The 20,347-nt window shown below is 66.4% G+C and carries 22 protein-coding genes and 1 pseudogene; 12 read left to right on the top strand and 11 right to left on the bottom strand.

The window, feature by feature from the left end:
- Positions 1-546 precede the first annotated feature (546 nt).
- The gene (locus ACQP1O_RS21505; RefSeq protein WP_433560298.1) at positions 547-1,659 is read right to left on the bottom strand and encodes an FAD-dependent oxidoreductase; all 1,113 of its coding nucleotides are present in this window, start codon (positions 1,657-1,659) and stop codon (positions 547-549) included.
- Between the two features lie 87 nt (positions 1,660-1,746).
- Here ACQP1O_RS21505 and ACQP1O_RS21500 point away from each other — a divergent pair, with 87 nt between their 5' ends.
- Both ACQP1O_RS21500 and ACQP1O_RS21495 read left to right on the top strand, forming a co-directional pair.
- Positions 1,747-2,466: a TetR/AcrR family transcriptional regulator gene (locus ACQP1O_RS21500; RefSeq protein ID WP_433560297.1), complete on the top strand. Its 720-nt coding sequence runs from the start codon at positions 1,747-1,749 to the stop codon at positions 2,464-2,466.
- A 598-nt stretch (positions 2,467-3,064) separates the two neighbouring features.
- Positions 3,065-3,922: an Ig-like domain-containing protein gene (locus ACQP1O_RS21495; RefSeq protein WP_433560296.1), complete on the top strand. Its 858-nt coding sequence runs from the start codon at positions 3,065-3,067 to the stop codon at positions 3,920-3,922.
- Positions 3,923-4,339: 417 nt separating this feature from the next.
- On the opposite strand, the gene ACQP1O_RS21490 is transcribed toward ACQP1O_RS21495, so the two are convergent.
- Together ACQP1O_RS21490 and ACQP1O_RS21485 are read right to left on the bottom strand one after the other, a co-directional pair.
- Entirely contained in the window at positions 4,340-5,263 is a 924-nt protein-coding gene (locus ACQP1O_RS21490; RefSeq protein ID WP_433560295.1) for an NADP-dependent oxidoreductase, read from the bottom strand.
- A 73-nt stretch (positions 5,264-5,336) separates the two neighbouring features.
- Positions 5,337-6,062 (bottom strand): SDR family oxidoreductase, encoded by a 726-nt coding sequence (locus ACQP1O_RS21485; protein ID WP_433560294.1) that lies wholly within the window; start codon positions 6,060-6,062, stop codon positions 5,337-5,339.
- 48 nt (positions 6,063-6,110) lie between these two features.
- On the opposite strand from ACQP1O_RS21485, the gene ACQP1O_RS21480 reads away from it, so the two are divergent.
- Entirely contained in the window at positions 6,111-7,007 is an 897-nt protein-coding gene (locus ACQP1O_RS21480; protein ID WP_433560293.1) for a LysR family transcriptional regulator, read from the top strand.
- 116 nt (positions 7,008-7,123) lie between these two features.
- Here the strand turns inward: ACQP1O_RS21480 and ACQP1O_RS21475 are convergent, their stop codons facing one another.
- The 3 genes and pseudogenes from ACQP1O_RS21475 to ACQP1O_RS21465 form a co-directional block, all read right to left on the bottom strand.
- Positions 7,124-7,261: a hypothetical protein gene (locus ACQP1O_RS21475; RefSeq protein WP_433568015.1), complete on the bottom strand. Its 138-nt coding sequence runs from the start codon at positions 7,259-7,261 to the stop codon at positions 7,124-7,126.
- 175 nt (positions 7,262-7,436) lie between these two features.
- Positions 7,437-7,808: pseudogene (locus ACQP1O_RS21470) on the bottom strand (transposase family protein); the annotation flags it as partial.
- A 262-nt stretch (positions 7,809-8,070) separates the two neighbouring features.
- Positions 8,071-8,952: a GNAT family N-acetyltransferase gene (locus tag ACQP1O_RS21465; RefSeq protein WP_433567537.1), complete on the bottom strand. Its 882-nt coding sequence runs from the start codon at positions 8,950-8,952 to the stop codon at positions 8,071-8,073.
- A 325-nt stretch (positions 8,953-9,277) separates the two neighbouring features.
- On the opposite strand from ACQP1O_RS21465, the gene ACQP1O_RS21460 reads away from it, so the two are divergent.
- A complete protein-coding gene (locus ACQP1O_RS21460) occupies positions 9,278-9,667 on the top strand; it encodes a hypothetical protein (protein ID WP_433567536.1) in 390 nt (129 codons plus the stop codon).
- A gap of 15 nt (positions 9,668-9,682) precedes the next feature.
- Here the strand turns inward: ACQP1O_RS21460 and ACQP1O_RS21455 are convergent, their stop codons facing one another.
- Together ACQP1O_RS21455 and ACQP1O_RS21450 are read right to left on the bottom strand one after the other, a co-directional pair.
- A complete protein-coding gene (locus tag ACQP1O_RS21455; RefSeq protein ID WP_433567535.1) occupies positions 9,683-10,015 on the bottom strand; it encodes a hypothetical protein in 333 nt (110 codons plus the stop codon).
- 247 nt (positions 10,016-10,262) lie between these two features.
- Positions 10,263-11,129, bottom strand: coding sequence for a LysR substrate-binding domain-containing protein (locus ACQP1O_RS21450; protein WP_433567534.1), 867 nt, complete (start codon positions 11,127-11,129; stop codon positions 10,263-10,265).
- Between the two features lie 160 nt (positions 11,130-11,289).
- Between ACQP1O_RS21450 and ACQP1O_RS21445 the strand changes: the two genes are divergently transcribed.
- Both ACQP1O_RS21445 and ACQP1O_RS21440 read left to right on the top strand, forming a co-directional pair.
- Positions 11,290-11,703, top strand: coding sequence for a cupin domain-containing protein (locus ACQP1O_RS21445; protein ID WP_433567533.1), 414 nt, complete (start codon positions 11,290-11,292; stop codon positions 11,701-11,703).
- 60 nt (positions 11,704-11,763) lie between these two features.
- Positions 11,764-12,126, top strand: a complete 363-nt coding sequence (locus tag ACQP1O_RS21440; RefSeq protein WP_433567532.1) for a DoxX family protein — start codon at positions 11,764-11,766, stop codon at positions 12,124-12,126.
- Positions 12,127-12,381: 255 nt separating this feature from the next.
- Here the strand turns inward: ACQP1O_RS21440 and ACQP1O_RS21435 are convergent, their stop codons facing one another.
- From ACQP1O_RS21435 to ACQP1O_RS21425, 3 genes are all read right to left on the bottom strand, one after another.
- Positions 12,382-12,828: a hypothetical protein gene (locus tag ACQP1O_RS21435; protein WP_433567531.1), complete on the bottom strand. Its 447-nt coding sequence runs from the start codon at positions 12,826-12,828 to the stop codon at positions 12,382-12,384.
- Between the two features lie 227 nt (positions 12,829-13,055).
- Positions 13,056-13,361 carry a hypothetical protein gene (locus tag ACQP1O_RS21430; RefSeq protein WP_433567530.1) on the bottom strand — a complete coding sequence of 102 codons (306 nt, stop codon included), beginning with the start codon at positions 13,359-13,361 and terminating at the stop codon, positions 13,056-13,058.
- The gene (locus tag ACQP1O_RS21425) at positions 13,348-13,740 is read right to left on the bottom strand and encodes a hypothetical protein (RefSeq protein ID WP_433567529.1); all 393 of its coding nucleotides are present in this window, start codon (positions 13,738-13,740) and stop codon (positions 13,348-13,350) included. The genes ACQP1O_RS21430 and ACQP1O_RS21425 overlap by 14 nt, the downstream gene beginning before the upstream one ends.
- A 228-nt stretch (positions 13,741-13,968) precedes the next feature.
- Between ACQP1O_RS21425 and ACQP1O_RS21420 the strand changes: the two genes are divergently transcribed.
- From ACQP1O_RS21420 to ACQP1O_RS21395, 6 genes are all read left to right on the top strand, one after another.
- A complete protein-coding gene (locus ACQP1O_RS21420; RefSeq protein WP_433567528.1) occupies positions 13,969-14,859 on the top strand; it encodes a helix-turn-helix domain-containing protein in 891 nt (296 codons plus the stop codon).
- Entirely contained in the window at positions 14,856-15,065 is a 210-nt protein-coding gene (locus ACQP1O_RS21415; RefSeq protein WP_433567527.1) for a DUF397 domain-containing protein, read from the top strand. Before ACQP1O_RS21420 ends, ACQP1O_RS21415 begins: the two co-directional genes overlap by 4 nt.
- 491 nt (positions 15,066-15,556) lie before the next feature.
- A complete protein-coding gene (locus tag ACQP1O_RS21410) occupies positions 15,557-16,573 on the top strand; it encodes a TIGR03617 family F420-dependent LLM class oxidoreductase (RefSeq protein WP_433567526.1) in 1,017 nt (338 codons plus the stop codon).
- A gap of 253 nt (positions 16,574-16,826) precedes the next feature.
- A complete protein-coding gene (locus ACQP1O_RS21405; RefSeq protein WP_433567525.1) occupies positions 16,827-18,404 on the top strand; it encodes an AAA family ATPase in 1,578 nt (525 codons plus the stop codon).
- A gap of 108 nt (positions 18,405-18,512) precedes the next feature.
- Positions 18,513-19,160 carry a DUF2267 domain-containing protein gene (locus ACQP1O_RS21400; RefSeq protein WP_433567524.1) on the top strand — a complete coding sequence of 216 codons (648 nt, stop codon included), beginning with the start codon at positions 18,513-18,515 and terminating at the stop codon, positions 19,158-19,160.
- Between the two features lie 28 nt (positions 19,161-19,188).
- A complete protein-coding gene (locus tag ACQP1O_RS21395) occupies positions 19,189-20,340 on the top strand; it encodes a site-2 protease family protein (RefSeq protein WP_433567523.1) in 1,152 nt (383 codons plus the stop codon).
- Positions 20,341-20,347: the final 7 nt, after the last annotated feature.

The following is a 20,347-nucleotide window of genomic DNA, read 5'->3' as shown; positions in this document are numbered from 1 at the left end:
CATCCCCCAGGTGTGGCCCCCACACGAGGTTCGACAACCACACCGAAATATCCGACACAGCCTTGGCGCCATCCACCCTCACCGGCACCTCCAAAGCCTATCGCGCAACCACCGCACACACCGATACTCGAGGCGGCACCAGCACCGACAGTAAGGCGACCGCCGCAGCCCGGTGCGATAGTTGGCCAGAGTTCAGGCACCAGCGGGTGGAGCCGCGTAATCGCCTCATCGCCAGGAGTGAGTGTCCTCCTCTCCTCCACAGTCAGAGGCGCGTCGTGGTGTTCCGGATGTAGATCCGCCGGGAAGGCCCAGTGCGCTCGGTAGCCGGAATTGAGCGGTGCGCGGCGGCCTCCTTGCTCGGCAGTCGATATTCGCAGTCGGGCACGGATGTAACCCTTTTCGGGTTCAGTCGCGGTCCATCAGTCATGTTCGAGGTCAGGCTTCATGCTGCGATTCTGCGGTCCGTCATGCATTGACCGGTCAACCCGCCGGAGGCCCGCGGTGACCGAGTGCGTGCGAGTCTGGTGATCTTGGTCGAGCCGAGGGTCAGGGCTGGTTCCGCTGGGTGGTGTAGGCGGGGAGGGCGGCGAGGCTGAAGCGGACGGCTTCGGCGCCGTAGTCGAGCATGTGGCGTTCGTAGTTGTCGACCGCGTCGAGGAGGGTGGGGGCCTGGGTGAGGGTGCGGCGGAGCAGGTCGGCGTCGCGCAGGGCGGTGTTGGCGCCGTTGCCGCCCGTCGGTGAGGTGGCGTGGATGGCGTCGCCGAGCAGGGTGACCGGACCGGGGGTCCAGCGGTGGGCGGGTTCGACTACTCGGATGGACAGCAGGGTGCTGTTGTCGGGGTCGGACTGCTCGATCAGTGCGCGTAGGTCGGGGTGCCAGCCGGGCATTCTCGACAGCACGGCCTCCTGCGGGGTTTCGGTGCCGAGGGAGCCGTTCGGGGGCAGGATCATGGCCCAGCGCACGTAGTCGTGGATGTCGGGCAGGGTCACTTCGGGGGCCAGCGCTTCGGCGGCCTCCTTGGGTGGGGTGCGGAAACGCATCGCGCCGAGCAGGAGATTCACTCCGTCTCCGGCGATCTTCGAGCCGAAGGCTCGGGACAGGCTGGTGAACTGCTCGGTCAGCGGTGTGCGGCCGATGACGAACCGGACGCCGGTGTCGGTTGGGGTGATCTGCGGGGACAGCACCGATCGGACGGCGGAGTTGACGCCGTCGGCGCCGACGAGCAGGTCCGCGGTGGCCGGGTCGCGATCGGCGAACCGGGCTTCGACCCGGCCGTCGGCCAGCAGGTCATAGCCGGTCAGTGCGGCGCCGGTGTGCACGGTCAGGCCGGTCAGCAGCAGGTGGCGGAGTACGTCGCGGTCAACCACGATGGCGTTGCGGCCCGGTTCGAGCTCACCGATCTGGTTGAGCTGCGGGTCCAGGATCAGGCGCTCGCCATAGGCGTCGCCGACGACGGCATCCAGCAGCGGGTACCAGCGCCGCGGCACGCAGCCGCGCAGCGCGTCGAAGCCCACCGGATTCAGCACCAGCCGGTAGCCCTGGAACCGGGCGGTGATCGCCGGATCCCGCTCGAACACCTGGGCTTCGATCCCGGCTCCGCGCAGGCCTTGTGCCAGGCAGAGGCCACCGAGACCGGCTCCGATAACGGAAACTCGCATCACGCACCTTCTTACGAACTAAGTTCTGTGCTTACGAACATTGTTCTACTTGGCGAACTTAGTTCGTGTCAAGCTATAGTGGCCGACATGCCCGCAGCTCCCCGACAGCGCCGAGCGGCTCGTCACGCCCAATCCACCGACGACACCGCGGCGTCCTCGCCGCGCAAGGAACCCATCACAGTCGGCCGGATCACCGATGCCGCGCTGGAGGTCGTCGGCGCCGAGGGGTACGACGCGCTGACCATCCGCCGGGTCGCCGCGGTGCTCGGCACCGGGCCTTCATCGCTGTATGCGCACATCGTCAACAAGGACGACCTCGACGATCTCCTGGTCGGCAGGCTCAGCGCCGAAATCGTGCTGCCCGAACCGGATACGGCCGAATGGCGCGGTCAGCTCTTCGACGTGTTCACCCAGATCCGCGACCAATACCTGAAATACCCCGGAATCTCGCGCGCCGCAATGGCCATGGTCCCCACCAACCTCGAAGCTCTGCGGGTCCGGGAGGGACTGTTCGCGATCCTGCTCGCGGGCGGAATCGAACCCCGCACCGCCGCATGGGCATTGGATGCGATCTCCCTCTACGTCAGCGCCTACGCCCTGGAGCAGTCAATGGTCCAGCGGCGCAAACACCCAGATCAGGAGTGGGTCGTCAGCCGCGACGAGCTGTTGCACCGATTCACCGCGCTGCCCGCCGACACCTTCCCCCAAACCCGGCGCTATGCAGCCGAACTGACCTCCGGCACCGGGCCCGACCGCTTCGCGTTCACCCTCGAGCTGATCCTGAACAACCTCTGCCCGTCGGCCTGACGCGCGGCGGCGCCACCTTTTCCTGCCGGTCCAGGGAGGAACATCGACGACCTGAACGCACTGCAGGAACACCGTGGGCACCGGCCACCGGCCGATCTCGCGACGTCCGATATTGCCGCATACCGCGCTGACCGAACCGGCCAGCGCCGGGCGCCGGTGGCCGGAACCTGGTGCGGTACAGAACATCCGCTACTGCCTAGCTTCGTGCGCTCGTCCTGACGTCGTGGATCGGAGGGAGTCCACTGGACGGGCACGTCATGCAAGGCGGCGTCGACCTGGCTCAGGCATGATGAACATTCATTCATCCTCGCCTGCTACCCGATGGAGGTAGCGCCGCCGATCGATCGCGATTCCGACGGAGATCCGCAGTTCACTGCGCATGCGGTTGGTTGTGGGTGCCGTTCGGACCGCTCCGAGAGCACAGTCGGTCCGTTGATCCCCTCATGCCCCGCGTGGCCGTCGAATTCCCAAACTGACGCACGATCATTTCAGAAACTGGTCCACCGACCATTTCACCGTGATCTAATGCTGCCCAACTCGGGTACGGCAACACCTCGACGACCGCGTCGAGGGGCACCCGACGTAAGTGGGAGAAACGATGGTGGACAGTAGTATTCGGCGCACGGCCGGTTCGGTGGCCGCGTTCGCGGTGGCGACCGGTTTCGCGGTCGCGGCGATCCCCGGCACGGCCTCGGCCGCAGCAGGAACGGTCACCTGGACCGACGGGAACAGCAAGTTCACCCGGACGGTCTCGGACACCAACCCGATCGCCGGCGAAACCATCACCGTCACGACCATGTTCGAGCGGACCGGCATCCCGGTCGAGTACATCTACTCGGTCAAGGACATGCACCCCACCTGCCTGACCCCGGTCGCGGGCTCGGGCAAGATGGGCGGCGACCAGGTCTCACTCGACACCTCGGCCCCGGACTCGGTCAGCGCCTCCTTCAGCATCGTCAAATACCCTGTGTACCCGAACATCTCGCCGAAGTCCCAGACCTTCGAGGTGCAGTACACCGTAGGCGTCAACTGCGCCCGCGACACCGCGCTGCCGACCTCCATGAGCTACAACGGCTCCCTCGGCGCCGGCAACTACACCGACAAGGGCCCGACCATCACCGTGTCCAGCGACGCCGTGTCGACCACCACGCTCGCCGCGGTGAGCGGCGCCCAGGTCAACAAGGCCGTCACCCTGCAGGCGACCGTGTCGCCGGCGGCCGCGGGCGGCACCATCCAGTTCAAGGCGGGCGACCAGGTTCTCGGTGACATCCCCGTCGCCGCGAACGGCACCGCATCGATCGTCTGGACCCCGGGGGCCGCGGGCACGTACAACATCGGAGCCACCTTCTCCGGCCGCACCGGTGTCGCCGGATCGACCACCACCCAAGCGGTCACCGTGGCAGACGTCCCGACCCCGACCCCGACCCCCAAGCCCAGCACCGGCTCCTTCGGCTGATCACCGCACTCGGCACGCCGCGACCTCTGTGGTCGGGGGCCCCAACCCTCGACCACAGTCACGTGCACGCGATGCCACATCGCATCAACCTGTCAAATCTGTTGCGATAGTGCACGTTCAGGCCATTCCCGGCCCAGATGAGTCAGTCGCACAACAAACGCACACCCGGCAACCCGCCGGCCGAACGCTCTGAAATCAGCCGCATGGCGCGCTGACCGAACGGGCCAGCGCCGGCATCGGAAGATCAACTGGCCGTGCCGATCCGAGGCCGGCGACACATCCGGGCCACTGCCGAATATCGGATGTGTCGTCCAGGGTTGTAGCAATCCCCAGGGTGGCCGACCGGGCCGTGTTGTCGGGATTGATCCTGCGGCTGAGCAGGTCCGCTGGAAGCGGGCTGCATTGTGTTGGTGCGGGTTAGGGCTCGAGCACGATTTTGCCGTGGGTGTGTCGGCGTTCGAGTTCGGTATAGGCCTGGCGGACGTGTGTCAATGGGTAGATGTTGGCGATCGGGACTTCGAGGTGTCCCTCGGCGATCAGGGCGGCCAGTTCGGCGAGTACCTCGGCGCCCGGCCTAGCGTTGGTCCCGGGTTCGGTCATGACTCCGTACTTCGCGGCTGCTGCGAAATCGGCGATGGTATCGATCCGCTCGACCGCGACGCCAAGAGCAAGGGCCAGTTCGACGTACCCACCGCCGTGGGTGTCGATGAAGGCATCTATGCCGCTCGGTGCAGCGGCCTTGATCCGGTCGATGACGCCGTCACCGTACACGACTGGGATCACACCGTGGCTTTGCAGCCACTCGTGGTTGTGCTGGCTCGCCAGGCCGATGACCGTGGCTCCGGCACGGCGCGCGAGCTGAACGGCGAGCGAGCCGACTCCTCCGGCTGCGGCGGAGACGACAACGGTCTCCCCCTTGTCAAGTTGCACGGAATGTACTGCCCTCCATGCCGTCACGCCGGCGACGTACAGGCCGCCCGCCGCCTCCCATGAGACGTTGCGCGGTTTGGGTGTGAGGTTGTCGACGTCGACCAGGACCAACTCGGCCTGGGCGGCCCGCTTCTCGGAGAACCCGATCACCTCGTCGCCGACCGAGAATCGGTCGGCTTCGACGCCGACTTCCGCGACAACCCCGGCGAGATCGCTGCCCTGCCCGGACGGAAAGGTCGAGGGAAAGATGTCAGCCATTGCGCCGGTTCGGATGGCGGCCTCACCGGGGTTGATGCCTGCCGCTTTGACCCGCACGAGAACTTGCTCGTCCCCGGGCACAGGGCGGTCGATCTCGTCGACCCGCAAGACCTCGATTCCGCCGAACTCGTCGTATCTGACTGCCTTTGTCATCGTCGTGCTTCTCCTCCGACGCGCGACGCGCGGCTGACTTCGAGAACGGGAATGGTGGCCACCGGTGTGCCCGTCACCAGGGCACCGTTCCGGCGTCGTCGAAGAATCCTCCGGTCGGGCCGTCGTCGGGCAGGGTCGCGAGGCGAATCGCGATGGCCGCACCCTGTTGCGGTGTACGGTCGCCGCTGAAACCGTTGAGGTCGGTGGCGGTGAAGCCGGGACAGCCGGAGTTGATCAAGATGTTGGTATCACCCAGTTCCTTGACGTACTGGACAGTCAGGGCGTTGAGGAAGGTCTTCGAGGCCAAGTAGGCGGCGGGAACCGGGCCCATGTCGATGCCGGGTGTGGTTTGCAGGGCGAGCGAGCCGACGCTGCTGGAGATGTTGACGATTCGCGGTGAGGCCGAGGCGCGCAGCATCGGCAGCATCGCGTTGGTCACCCGGATGACCCCGATCACATTGGTTTCCACGACAGCTCGCACGGTCGCGGGATCGACCGTGGTCGGTGTCTGCGGCATACCGCCGGTGATCGCGGCATTGTTGACCAGAACATCGAGCCCTCCGCCATGGTCGGCGATCAATTCGGCTGCCGCGGCCACACTTGCGTCGTCAGTCACGTCAAGCGGCACACCGAACGCATCGGTCCCGGCCGCGCGCAGCTTCTCCACCGCGGTGTCGCGGCGTTGCCGATCACGCGCGCCCACACCGATTCGCCAGCCGAGCGCGCCCAGGCCCGCGGCGATCTCGTATCCGATTCCCTTGTTCGCGCCGGTCACCAGCGCAATCGTCTGTTCACTCACACCGCCGATCCTGCTGCGATTCCGGGTGCAGCGTCCAAGACCGATCGGGTGGGCGCCGATACCGCACGGGTATTGGTCGTGGTCATCGCCGGATACCATGGCCTGGTGGAGACGCGGGAGATGCGATACTTCGTCGCCGTCGCCGAGGAGTTGCACTTCGGGCGGGCGGCACAACGGCTTGCGATGGCGCAACCACCGCTGTCGCGAGCGATCCAGCAGCTCGAACGGCGGCTCGGAGTCGTTCTGTTGCACCGCACTGCTCGCGCAATCACTTTGACCGAGGCCGGGTCCGTGCTTCTTCAGGAGGCCCGGCTCGCCCTCGAAGCGGTCGAAGCCGCCGAGCGCCGCACCCGCCGCGCCGCTGCCGACCGGCCCGGTGTGGTGCTGGCCGCCAAGGCAGGAGCGTCCAGAGAACTGTTGTCGAAGCTGCTGGACGCCTACGCCGCCGACCCCTCCGCTGTCGCAGTCGAAGTGATGCTCGGCGGGCCTGGCGAACCGGAAGGCATGCTACGCAACGGGCGTGCCGACGTTGCTCTGCTCCACCGGCCCTACGACATGACGGCCGGATTCGACACCGAGGATCTGCGCACCGAACAGCAGGTCGCGGTCCTGCCCGCGGGGCATCCCCTCGCCAACCGACCCCACATGTCGATGGCCGAGGTCAACGCCCTGACGGACCTGCCCCTGCCACGCTGGCCTCGACGGGATGGGAGTTATCCCGACGGCCCCGGCCCGCAGGTTCGCGACCATACCCAGTTGACCCAGCTGATCACGCTCGGACGGGCCTGCGCGCTCATGCCCGAGTCGCTCCGAGCCCAGCTACGCGACGATCACGCCATCGTGCCCGTGCCGGACGCACCGTCCGTCACGACCGTCATCGCCTGGCCACCACACAGCAGATCCAAAGCCGTCGCCGACCTTGTCCGTATGGCGATACGCCTCTAGCCGACAACATCCGCAAATGCCGCATGGCGCGGCGACCGAACGGGCCAGCGTGAGCCGCCGGCGGCCGGAAGCTGGTGCGGAAGCTCTCAGGCCCTTGAGTTCCCGCTGAAATTCCTTCACTTCCACTGAACTTCGGGCTTTCGGATCGTTCCGTAGCGGTGTCCGCGGCGCAGCGCGAAGTCGTCGACGCCCAGCACTCGGGGCGTGATCAACTGCGGATCGGGCAACGCGCGGATCTGCCGCAGCAGGGTCATGCGGCTGACTCTCGCCAAGAGATGGCCCAACCGGGCACCGGCCGGCCTCCCAAGGCGAGGGCGACCGCGCACAACACCCGTTGCAGCAAACCGTCCGCCACCCGTAGCGGGCGGCCAGTTCGGGCACTTGCTCGGCGAAAGTCCGTCTCCCGCAGCCGGAGCTGTCGCAGAATAATCGCCGGACCCGCAACACGATAACGACTTCTCTGCCGGTGATCGATGTGTTGGACAACCGCCGCCGGTAGCGGCTGTGGACACGCCCGGACGGCACCGTACAGCTCGGACAGGCCGCTGGCTCGTCGCACGTGGCCGCATCGATGTGCACCGTTGCGCCGACAGCACGAACCGTACCGATCGCCAACCCGTCGAGGTGTGGAAAAAGGACCCTCAGCACTCCAAGATCAGAACACCAGCGACCCGACCGACCATCAAGCGCCCCAATACATCCCGACGAGGGGCAATCGCCGAGTGTGCCAGATCCCCAAAGGTGACCCGTTCCTGCCCCGGGCCAATCGTGACCCGGCCGCCATAGCGAGCGTCCGCTCATGGCAGCCAGCTAGCGCCTGTCTGAAGTTCTGAAGTCCCTGTCTTGCACGTGATCCTGTTCCACACGCTTTGCGGCACTGCAACCGAGCAGGGCTGGCCAGAGGTTGGACCGTCCCGCGACGCTCCGGCGCGGCGGCCCGCCGGTGTCGTACTGGTAACCCTGCATATTCGATGCGGCCGTATTAAGAGCTGATCTGCCGGACTCACCGCGGGCTCTCGTCGCCTGGAGTCGGCCCATTCACATTTGGGAGAGAGCACCTGATTCACGTTGGTTCTGTGATCACACGTCGATGTTCAAACCAAATTGCAGGGACGGTCGATCCGTTCGGCAAGGGCTGCGGTCGCCGGTCCATTACCGTTGCGCCGATCTTGTTGCAGATACGCTGCACCGCGAGATTCGACTCGTTCGTGCCGATCTCGACGCTGGTGTATCCGGCGTGGTGGATCGCGTCGACGAGTGCAGCCACCGCTTCGCTCGCATAACCGGCTCCCCGGTGACTGGCGCCAATCCACCAACCGATGGAACGCGACGATGTCTCGTCGCCAGTGGGGTGCACAGTTGCGCCACCGATCACGGTTGCATCTGACCGCGACTCGATCACGAGAAGCCCCGGAGTCGGGTGGCCGCCGCCGACAGCCTTGATCAGTGCCCGGCCATTACGTTCTGTCCAGCCGTTGCTGGCGAGCATCGCATCGTCGATCGTGGCTTCGAGCGAGATTGCGTCCTTCGGCACCGGTCGGCGCAGGGTGAGCCGCGAGGTCTCGATGTCCCGCAGCACATCGTAGCGCGCACTGGTTTCCATGTGGGCGAGTTCGCTGACGCGCCACACCCAGATCCAGCCCGCGACGAGGACGGTGGCCACCACGAGCAGCAGCCAGACACCAACGATGAGTTCGTTTGCGGCGGAAGGTAATCCGGCCGTGACTGCGACGCCGATGACTGCTGCGGGAAACCCGAGGACTGCGATCCATCCCGCCAGCCCAAGGGTGGCACGCCGGGGCCAGCGCTGAAATGCCGCTTTGGCAGAGGCGATTCGCCAGGTCGGGAACATGCGCGAACGATACTCGATTCCGTCGCATTCGTCGCGGATCCGAATATTGCGTTCGGCGTAGATCCCGAGTAAGAAGCAGCGGACCTGTAGCACCTCACAATTCGTCACAGGGTGGGTCGGCTTTCACCCGGAACTACCAGGTCAGGAGAGATCGCACCGGAATCGACATGCGGACGGGTAGATCACGAAAAGGGGGCCAGAACCAAAATTGGCGTGCCGTTGACAGACCGAACCGGCCAGCGCGGCGCCGGCGGCCGGAACCTCGTGCGGTGCAGAACGTCCGCTACTGCCGAATTCCGTGCATCTGGCGGACCGCCCTCACCCGACCGCTGGTACAGCAGGTACAGCCAGAGGGGGCTATTGTTCGTTGGTTCAACCGCTTCAGCTCGCTCGGCAGAGCTCGCCGCCTGGAAGGCCAATGGATCCTGTTGGAGACTCGCTGCTCGCTCGGCTCATCGGTCTCGAGCTTGCCTCGGTGGTATTCGTCAGGGATTACCTTCAACTGGACTTCGACGGTCCACGCTTGTCCTGCTACGTCTGGCCAACCATCGACGCCGACGGTATTACTCGGTCGCTGGGAGATCCCGGATATCGAGATACGCTGTGTGCCTTGATCAGCCAGACCGTCGTATCTACCCAAGAAGCTGTCGGCACCGGGCTTGTCCTGCGGTTCGCGATCGGTGCCCTCTCCATTCATCCGACACCCGAGGAACTGGAGGGCCCCGAAATCGCGATGCTCGCCGGATTCCCCGACAGAGCTTGGGGTGTGTGGCGTCCCGGTGAGAACACCTTCGCCGACCTGGAATGAGAAGCCACCCGGGCTTCAGGTAGGACCGAGCACTTCGTTCACGTGGAAATAGGCGATCGTGCGTGACCCACCGGTGACGACCACAACCGAACCAACCTGGATTCGGTAGGCGCCGCTGTTGTCGACGACCAGCCATCCTGCGCTCGCGGGTGAACGCCACGCCGTGCGATCGTCCACGCGCAGGACGAACGATGCCAAGCCGTCCTTCACGGGATGCGGAGGCACGAATGCTGTTGCGGCCAAGTCCTGATCAGCAGGTGTGGGCGGTGGACCCGATGAGCGACCACCTTGTTCCATAGTGAGCCAGATGATCTCGCCACGGAACGGGAGATCGCCACGGAAGGACATGCCGACATTCTCCAGTGCGGCAACTCGGCGATTGTGGTCGGTCGCAACGTTATCCGCCCGAAGCGGCGTCCCGTCCACCAGTGAACGCGCTCGGTCGTTCGGAAGTGAGCAACCGACGCACTGTCATGCCGCGTCCCGCGCGTTCTTCTCGGGCGGTTCGCCGGGACCGCGGCATCGTGAAGGATGGCTACCTCTCCCGATCTCGATGTCACGTGCTGACTTGGTCAATTCGTGGACTGAGTCGCGTTCACCGCCGAGATGGGGGATCGAGGTATGCGGCCGTTGCTGTTTGCACGAACGATCGGATCAACGGGTTGGCGTCGCCCTCGTTCCAGACCACCACCACCCTGCTCGGTGCCATATCGATCAGCGGGACCGCGGCCAGTCCCTCGGGCACGTTGTGCCCGAGCGGAGTTATGCCGACGGTGCCGTTCCACAGCACGGCTTGCACACATTCTTGAACGACCCGCACGACCGGGCCCTCCCGCGGTTCACCACCGTTCCAGTAGGTCTGCCAGAGGGAGTCGGTGCCCACGGGAAACTGGAACCAGCGACGGTCGGCCAAGTCGGTCAGTTTCAGGTGGTCGTGGTGAGCCAGCGGGTCGTCGGCGCGTAGTACGGCTCCGACCGGGTCGGCGCGCAGTTCACGGACGGTCAGGGCGGTGTCGTTGAACGGTGCACGGGTCACGGCGACGTCGACCAGTCCGGCCTTCAGCCCGCAGGTGGGGTCGGTGAGGTCGGTGTCGCGGATACGGATGTCGACCTCGGGATGCCTGTGGCGGTAAGCGGCGGCCAGTCTCGTGATGCCGGGGTCGGTGGCGTCACCCAGGATGCCGATGGTGAGGTTCGCGTTTCCGGCCGCGGCGGCCACCCGCACGCTGACCCGGTCGGCCTGCTCGAGCAGAGCACGCGCCTCCTCGAGTAGCACCGCCCCGAGCGGGGTGAGACCGACACCGGTGGGCGACCGATCGAAAAGGGCGGCACCGACTTCCGCATCCAGTTGCCGGATGGCGCGGCTCAGCGGCGGTTGGCTCATGTGCAGCCGAGTGGCGGCGCGACCGAAGTGGCGTTCCTCGGCGACAGCTACGAAGTAACGCAGCGTACGTAGCTCCACACTGGCACGATACCCGTCCGGTATCGGTATCGCGGAACAGGTCTTGGACACCTCCGGTGTCCCGGCGGTGCAATCGAAATATGACCGACGAAGTACACAGCGACGAACGAACTCCGCCACAACGGTTTCGATAGTGCGTCCCAGCGAGGGTGAGGTGATCATGTTGGGTGCCACGCGAATTCGCATCCTCGAGGACGGCAGCAATACCGGCCACCGTCTCGGACTCGCCGAATCCGTCGTGGCGCCCTACACTCCGGGACCTCCGCAGCACCGGCACGCCCAGCACGACGAGGGCTTCTACATCATCTCCGGCACGGTGTGGTTCACCGTCGGCGACACCGCCTACGACGCGACAGCGGGCACGCTGGTGATGGTCCCACCCGGCGCCCCGCACACCTTTGCCAACATCGCCGGCCAACCGGCCGTCATGCTCAGCACCTTCACACCCGATCTGTATGTGCAGTATTTCCGCGACCTACAGGACATGATCGCCGACGGCCGGGAACTGACACCACAGGTGAACATCGACGTGATGAGCCACTACGCCACCGAGCCCGCCACCGACTTCACCTGAATCCCCGGCGGACCGAGGCGCTTTCGCCACCGTCCCTCATGTCACCACTGGAGAGGAATTGTGAACATCGCATTCTGGATCGCCGCCGGCCTGCTCGCTCTCTTCTACCTGTATGCAGGCGCACTGAAGATCACCCGAAGCCGGGATCGACTCCGGCCCATGATGGCCTGGGTGGACCGCACACCCCTACCCGCCGTCCGCGCCATCGGCGTGCTCGAAGTACTCGGCGCGCTCGGGCTGATCCTCCCACCCCTGACCGGAGTCGCGCCCTGGCTCGCTGCGATCGCGGCCGTTGGGTTCGTACTCCTGCAATTCGGTGCGATCCCGGTCCACTGGACCGGCGGAGATCGAAAAGTCGCCCTCAACATCACCCTGCTTCTCACAGCAGCCGTGACCGTTTTGTTCGCGACCACCTGGGTGTGACTCTCTGTGGCGCAAACATCCCATAATGCCGCGTCCTGCGCTGACCGAACCGGCCAGCGCGGGCGCCGGCGCCAGGAGCCTGGTGCGGTGCAGAACGTCCGCTATAGCCGGACCGAGCAGAATCGACTGACGAAGTCGGTGGGTTCCACGCGCTGTGCGTAGTCGCGATACTGCTGGCCCAGAACCAAAGGCGGCTGCTCTGGCCGGCGTTACCCGAGCAAATGGCCCAATGATCAGGATGCCGCGCAATCCGGTCTAGGTTGTCGTGGTGCCGGACCAGCCGAAGTTGAAGCTGTGCCCCTTCGAATTGCACTGGATCGCGCCGCGCCCGCCGCCACTGCACGTGGCGCCCGCGTAGCTGATGGTCGAGCCGTATCCGTTGCCCTGTGGGAGGGTGTTGGCATCGGAACGACCGTACGGACCGAACACGCCGAAGGTCGGGTGCGCGGGCAGGAACGGCACATCGATGGCGAGATCGGTCACCGGAATCATGTTCAGCCACTTGGCGATGCCGGACGCGATGTCACAACCCGTGGTGCCATCCGACTTGATCGAGCACTGCGCGGGACCCGTGTTGAAGTAGACGGTGTCGCCGATCATGTAGTCGTTCGGATTCACCGCATCCGCATTGGCGGAACCCACACCGACCATCGAAATCGCTGCTGCGGCCACGGCCGTGCCGGCGAAGGCACGCATTCTCATTCGTTCTCCCCTCGGAGTTCTATCCGACCCGATCTCGGACATTACACGGTGCGGGCTTGAAGTCCGCATTTCCTTGGGCCGGTTGATGATACGGTCAGATGGCACGAACTCGATGCGACGTTCCACCGAAGCCGCCGGAATTCGAGTGCGCGACGCGAGAGGCGCCGGAGCGGGTGCCGACCGTGATGGCAGCCTCGTCGCGAGAGCCGCCTCGTCGGCGAAGGCGGTCAGTTCATGTTCACGGTGTGGCGTTCGATCACGTCCTCGACCGGGCGGCCGCGTTCACCGGGGTCCGACGGTTCGGTGCCGTCGAAGATGGCATCGAGGACCGCGGCGTGGTCGAGGGTGGCGGGCATGCGGTGGGAGGCACGGGCGCTGACGATGACCGCGTGCAGGACGGCCGCGTAGATGAGCGAACGGGGCGCGGTCAACCGCCACCCGCGACGTTCGCGTTCGCACAGCCGGGCTTCGACGGTCTCGAGTACGTCCTGGATGACTTGGATCTCGATCCGGTCGGGGTCATCGCAGGGCACGACGACCTCCGAAAAACAGCGCGCCACACCCGAACACCGCCATCCGCGGCACGGTGAACAGCGCCCTGTGGCGCCCGAACGGCACCCGTGCCGCACGCGGATCGAGCACCATACGCCCGGCCACGACCAGCGCGGTCCGCGCCCGCCACCGCGCCCAGCAGCTGTCCACCCCGCATCCGAGATGCAGCTGCAGTGCGGTATGCGCCTGTCCGGCAGTCAATGTGCCGGGATCGTCGTCGCACGACCACAGCCCACGCACCGCATACCCGGCAGCGGCGACCTCGGCGTCGGCGTGCTCTGCGTCAGCGGGTTGCCGCTTCTCATGTTCGATGCGGTCGATGATCGCCTGCACCGACCATGGATTGTTTCTGGACATCATCGACCCCCTGCTCGTCGGGCGGCTATGGCGCGCCACGCATTTGGAGAACCAAAGGGTGCGGTTCGTTGCCGGGCGTGAGATCAGGACACCATCGATGTCCTGGCGAGACAGCGAATTCGGACGTTCCGAACACGATTGGTCCAATTGGCCAGGAGGGGGTCCGCTCCCGGCGTACAGTCTGTTCCGCGATGGCGCGTGTTCCGTTCCGAAAATTCCCAGGATGCACACATGACCAGCGATGACGAACCCTCGACACTGCCCAGGCGGCAACTGGGCCGGTTCCTGCGCGAGGCCCGCGACAGCCGCGGATTCTCGATGGATCGCGCGGCTCGCCTGGTAGAGCTGAGCAAGACCGCGTTGCACCGCATCGAGACCGGTGGCGTGAAAAAGCTTCGTATCCGCGACATCCGAGCGTTGTGCGAGCTGTACGAGGTCACTCCCGCCGATACCGATCGGGCGGTCGAACTTGCCAAGCAAGCGCAGGTCAGCTCTTGGTACACCGCATTCGGCGGACTCTACAGCGATACGACATTCAATATGTTTGTCGGACTGGCGGCATCGGCCCAGCGTCTGATCACCTACCACGAGATAGTTCCGGGTCTCCTGCAGACGGCCGACTATGCCCGTGCCCTGATCAGCGCGTTCTATGTCGACAGCAGCCGGGAAGACATCGAATGCCGGGTCGAGTTGCGGCTCAAACGGCAAACGATCATCACTCGCAAGACCGATCCGGTGAAACTCGAGCTGCTACTTCACGAGTCGGCACTGCACCGCATGATCGGCGGACCGCGCGTCATGGCTGCTCAGCTACAGCACATGGCCGAGATCGGCAAGCTGCCGAACATCTCGCTGCGCGTTCAACCGTTCGCGAGTGGGTGTAGCCGTGGCCTGCTGCATGGCCCCTTTGTCATTCTCGAGTTCGGACAGGATGGCAAATCTCGCCCGATCGAGCCGCCTCTCGTCTATCTCGAGGGAGCGGGCAAACCGGACATCTACATGGAAGGCGGCGAAGACATGCAGCGCTACCATGAAATCGCCTCGGCCATAAGAGAAACCGCATTGGACGAGACAGCAACACGAGACCTGCTCAGACGGGTAGCAAGGAGTCACACCGCATGAACATCGACTTGTCCGGAGCACAGTGGCTCAAGAGCAGCCACAGTAGCGGCCAAACCGAATGCGTCGAAGTGGCCTGGCTGACCGGAAGGACGGTCGGAGTTCGTGACTCGAAGAACCCTACGGGCCCCGCCCTCGTCTTCGCCCCCGGCGAATGGGATGCCTTCGCCGCGGGCATCGTTCGAGGGGACTTCGACGGCCCGGCCTGAGGGCCGATCAGTGCCAAGTGTGGGAAGAATCCCCGTCCGTCCAGGCGGCATCATCTGCGCTGGGGTGTCGCGAAGCGATCGAGGCGTTCGAACCCGAACATTCCCTCGTGCGCCACTCGTGCCATCCGCGCAGGCCGCCTGTGGCGTGAATCCCCAAGCGATTGAGATCATCATCCCCGGATAGCAAATGCCCGCCCGGGCCGCGCTGAAAGAAATTGCCGCCCGGGCGGGCGCTAACCCTTTGCGCGCCGACGCGGTGTTGTTGGGAGTGTCGGCACCGAGAAACCTATCGCGGCAGTCGCATTCCATCGATGACGCACAGTGCCGCTCATGCGACAGTATGTGCCGGTGCTGACCGGCGCGGTTCCACTTCGTGACCTCGTCGCCGGCATCGTTCGAGGGGACTTCGACGGCCCGGCCCGAGGACCGTTGAAGCAATGCACCCGCTACCGTCTGCGGTGAGAACGCACCGACGCCGAGGAAGACGGTCGATGAAAGTCTATGCAGCCCTGGATCCGCGCCTGCCGCTGTCCGAGGTGCCACGGATGGCGCGGCGGGTGGAGGACCTGGGATTCGACGGGCTCCACATCCCCGAGACGATCCATGATTCGTTCGTTGTCGCGCTGCTGGCGGCCGAGCACACCAGCCGGATCACCGTGCGCACCGCGATCACGCTGGCCTTCGTCCGGAGCCCGACCCTGGTCGCGTACAACGCCTGGGATCTCGCGAAATTCTCCGGCGGCCGCTTCGAGCTGGGGCTCGGAACCCAGATCAAGCAGAATATCGAAGGCCGTTTCGGGATGCCGTGGACCGAACCCGTCGCCCGGATCGGGGAGTACCTGACTGTGCTGCGAGAGCTGTTCGCCGCGTTTGTATCCGGCGATTCGATCCATTTCGAGGGCGACAGCTACCGGCTGACCCGGTTGCAGCCCTATTTCAATCCCGGCCCCGACGACATCGCCCCGCCACCGATCCTGCTCGGCGCGGTGAATTCCGGGATGTGCCGCCTCGCAGGACAACTCGCGGACGGCGTGATCACCCACTCCACCAACTCCGATCCGGGATACCTGCGCGAGGTCGTCCAGCCCGCGTTGCACGCGGGTGCCGCGGAACGCTCACGCCCGGCCCCCGGAATCATCGCCGCGGTCCCGATCGCCACGGGCGCGACGGCAGCCGAGGTGGCACGCGACCGCGAGCGGCAGCGGCGGCTACTCGCCTTCCTCTACTCCACCCCGTCCTACCGGCCGACGCTGATCCGCCTCGGCCTGCCCGAATTGTTCGACCGCCTACGCGAATTGGGGAAAGAGCAACGCTGGGATCAACTCCACGACGTGGTCACCGACAACGTCCTCGACCAACTGCTCATCTGCGGCGACTACGACGCCCTGCCGGACCTCGTGCGTGACCGCTACGCCGGCCTCGTCCACGGCATCGTCCTACCGGCACCCACAGCCGACCCCGAGGGCACCCGTTTGATGCACGCGATCGAGTCGCTCCGAGCGTCGTAGCGGGAAGCTCGACCCTCCATGTGCCCGCGTCTCCATCCGACCGGGAGGGTGCGCGGTGTCGAACGGCCCCGGGAAAGCGCCGGTTGGAGCCCCGCGGTGATCGCGACGCCGCGCGCCCGTGCACTGAGACCGCTCGGGCAGCTGCTCATCGGCGATGTAGTTACCGACGATTGCCGGCGACGGGACCGTTGTCGTCACCGCAGGGACCGAAGTCCTCTGTTTCGGCCGGCCCGGCACGCGGAGTGTGGGAGGCATGGACACGAACGCCTCCACCTCACGTCCTGTCGTCCGGCCCGACGACATGCGACAGCGGGCGGCGAACCGCGCCGTGGCCGCCGAGCACCCGCGCAGCGACATCCACCACGATGCGCGGGCCGCGGAGCTGCGGGAAACGCACACCGGGCTGGTGGTGCTGTTCGGGGATCGGGCGTACAAGGTGAAGAAGCCCATCGCCACCGACTTCCTCGATTTCGCCACGACCGAGGCCCGGGAACAGGCGCTGCGCCGCGAACTCGAATTGAATCGGCGCTGGTCGCCCGATGTGTACCTGGGCTTGGCACACCTCAGCGGTCCGGTCGAGGGTCCGGGCGAACCCGTGCTGATCATGCGGCGTATGCCGGAATCTCGGCGGTTGAGCAGGCTGGTCACCAGCGGCGAGATCGACCGGGCGGAACTGTCCGAACTGGCGGCGGTGGTGGCCCGATTCCATCGCAATGCCATTCGCAGCAGCACGATCGATCAGGCGGGCACGGCACAGGCCCTGCGGCAGCGCTGGCGAATCCTGTTGCGCGGCCCCGAATCCCATCCGCTCAGCACGCTCGATCCCCTGCTGGTCGACCGCATCGAGCGACTGGCGATGCGTTTCATCGACGGCCGGGCGCCACTGCTGGCCGAACGCATTGCGGACGGCCGGATTCTGGACGGGCACGGCGATCTGCTGACCGAAGACATCTTCGCGCTCCCCGACGGCTTCCGGATCCTGGACTGCCTCGACTTCGACGATTCCCTCCGCGCTGTCGACGGCCTCGACGATGCCGCCTTCCTGGCGATGGATCTGGAGTTCCTCGGCCGACCGCAGCTCGCCGAGGACTTTCTCACCGATTACCTGCGCGCGGCCGGGGATTCGCCGCCGGCCTCGCTGCGTCACCACTACATCGCCTACCGGGCCATGGTGCGGGCCAAGACGAACCATATCCGGGCCGCGCAGGGCGACGAGCAGTTCGTCGGTCACGCTGTCCGGCATCTGGATCTCGCGGTGCGGCACCTGGAGGCCGGCTCGGTGCGGCTGGCTCTTGTCGGCGGCCTGCCCGGGACCGGAAAGTCCACTGTCGCAACTCGTCTCGCCGAGATCACCGGCGCCGAGATGATCTCGAGCGACACCGTCCGGGCCCGGCTCCGCGCCTCGGGAGCGATCACCGGTACGCGCGGCGTCCTCGACGCCGGGGCCTACCGGCCCGCCGCGAGATCACTGGTGTACGCCCACATGCTGGAGCTGGCACGGCAGCGGCTCGCGCTCGGCGCGTCGGTGGTACTCGACGCCTCCTGGATCGATGCCGCCGAACGGGCCCGCGCCCGGGCGCTCGCGGCGGGCGCCCACGCCGAGCTGATCTCGCTGCGCTGTGAGTGCCCGCCCCAGACCTCCGACACGCGCATCCGCACGCGCCGCCCCGGCGATTCCGAGGCCACCCCAGAAATCGCGCACGCACTCGCCACGACCAGCTCTCCGTGGCCGGACGCGACTACCGTGGATACCACCACCTCGATGGATGCCACCATCGCCCAGGCATTGCGCGGGTGGAACGCGGGGGCGCAGAAACCATCGCGGCGGTGACTTCCGTCGTCGGCGCGGTGGCACCAGTCCTCTGCCATCGGGCCTGCGGGAAGCGCAGGCTGGACCTATCAGCTCAGTGCGTTCTCATCTCCTGAAAGGACGTGTCCCATGAGCCATCACACCGATCCGTTCGCACCGAGTGTGCACACCGCCCACGAATGGCTGGCGGCCGTGGCCAAGGCCATCGACACCGAGGATCGCATCCTCGCCCATCGCGCACTGCGTGCATGGCTGCACACCGTGCGCGACCGCCTGGGCGTCAATGCCGCCGCACATCTCAGCGCCCAGTTGCCCGAGCTGCTGCGCGGCACGTTCTACGAGGGCTGGATGCCGGCGCACGTGCCGGTCCCGCGCGATGTGCCGTCATTCCTCGCCCAGTTCGCCCATGCCGCGGGCGTCACTCCCGAGGAGGCGGTGCCGCTGGTGGGGGTGGTGACCGATGCCCTCGCCGACCTGTTCTCTCCCGGTCAGCTCGACCATGTGCTGGCGCAGCTCCCGGTGGCGCTGCGCTTCCTGCTGCTCGGCACCGACCTGGCGGCGGTCTCCGGGGCCGCGGCGGGCCTGACACAGCCGGGCCAGACGCAGACCGATGACATCGAACGACGTCTGACCGCGCTCACCGAGGCCGTCACCGCACTCGTGCGTGGCCTCGAGTTTCCCGCCGACGCCGGACCGGACGAGCATGGCGGATTCTCGGCCGCGCAGCAGGCCCACCGCATCCTGCTCGCCCAGGGGCTGACCGGGTCCGAGCACTGATCCGACCGGCACGACAGACGAGGACACCATGCAGATCCGATCCACTGTCCCACTGGGAAGAATCGCCGGCATCCGTATCGCCGCGCACTGGTCCGCGGCCGTCACCGTGGGGCTCTTCACGTGGATACTCGCCACCTACCTCCGTGGCACCGCCGGCGCCGGAATCATCTGGGCCGCGGCGATCGTGGGCGCTCTCGGATTGGTCGCCTGCCTGCTCGCACACGAGCTGGCACATTCGATCGTGGCCACCCGCAACGGGATTCATGTCGAACGCATCGTGCTGTGGCTGCTCGGCGGGGCCTCCGAGCTGACCGACGAGCCCAAGGATGCCCGGACCGACCTGCGGATCGCGGTGGTCGGCCCCGCCACCAGTCTGCTGCTCGGCGTCATGGTCTTCGGCGCGGCTGCCGTGTCGTCGGTCTACTCCCCCGGCGGCCCGGTCACCGAAACCCTCGTCTGGCTCGCCACCGTGAATGTGGTTCTCGCAGTGTTCAATATGCTGCCGGGCGCGCCCCTCGACGGTGGGCGCGTCGTTCGGGCGGTGATCTGGTGGCGCAGCGGCGACCGCCTGCGTGCCGAGACCGCGGCCGCCCGCACCGGCCAGGTCCTGGGCATGACCCTGGGCGGCCTCGGCGGTGCCGAGATCATCGCGTTCCGCGACTTCGGCGGCCTGTGGCTGATACTGCTCGGCTTATTCCTCTACAGCGCCGCCAACAGCGAGCTGACCAGGGCGGGCCTGCGACATCGTCTGGGCGCCACCACCATCGGCGATGTCATGACCCCCGCGCCGCGGATGGCCGACGCCGCATGGACCCTCGACCAGCTCCTCGGATCCGACCTCGTCTACACCCACCACCACCTCTTCCCGGTCGTCGACCAGAACGGCCACCCGTACGCGGTCCTCGCCTGGGCCGATCTCCTGCGCGCCCGCGCACGTCCGCGCCCGGGCCTGCGGGTCGCGGACCTCGCCCGCCCGCTGCCCCCGGCCGCGATCGCTCACGCCGACGATCTGCTCGCCGACGTCATCTCCCGAATCGTCCTGCGCCCCAACCTCGATGCCGTCGCCGTCACCGACACCACCGGCCGCCTCACCGGCCTGGTGACCGCTACCGACCTCGCCCTGGCCTGCAACCGCTCCGCCCTGGGGCTCCCGGCCCACCCCTCGGCCAACACGCGCTGAACAACGC

Source organism: Nocardia sp. CA-151230 (genome assembly GCF_050942175.1).
Classification (GTDB): Bacteria; Actinomycetota; Actinomycetes; order Mycobacteriales; family Mycobacteriaceae; genus Nocardia.
Note: the sequence above shows the minus strand (reverse complement) of the source record. Positions and strands in the feature narration are given on the sequence as shown.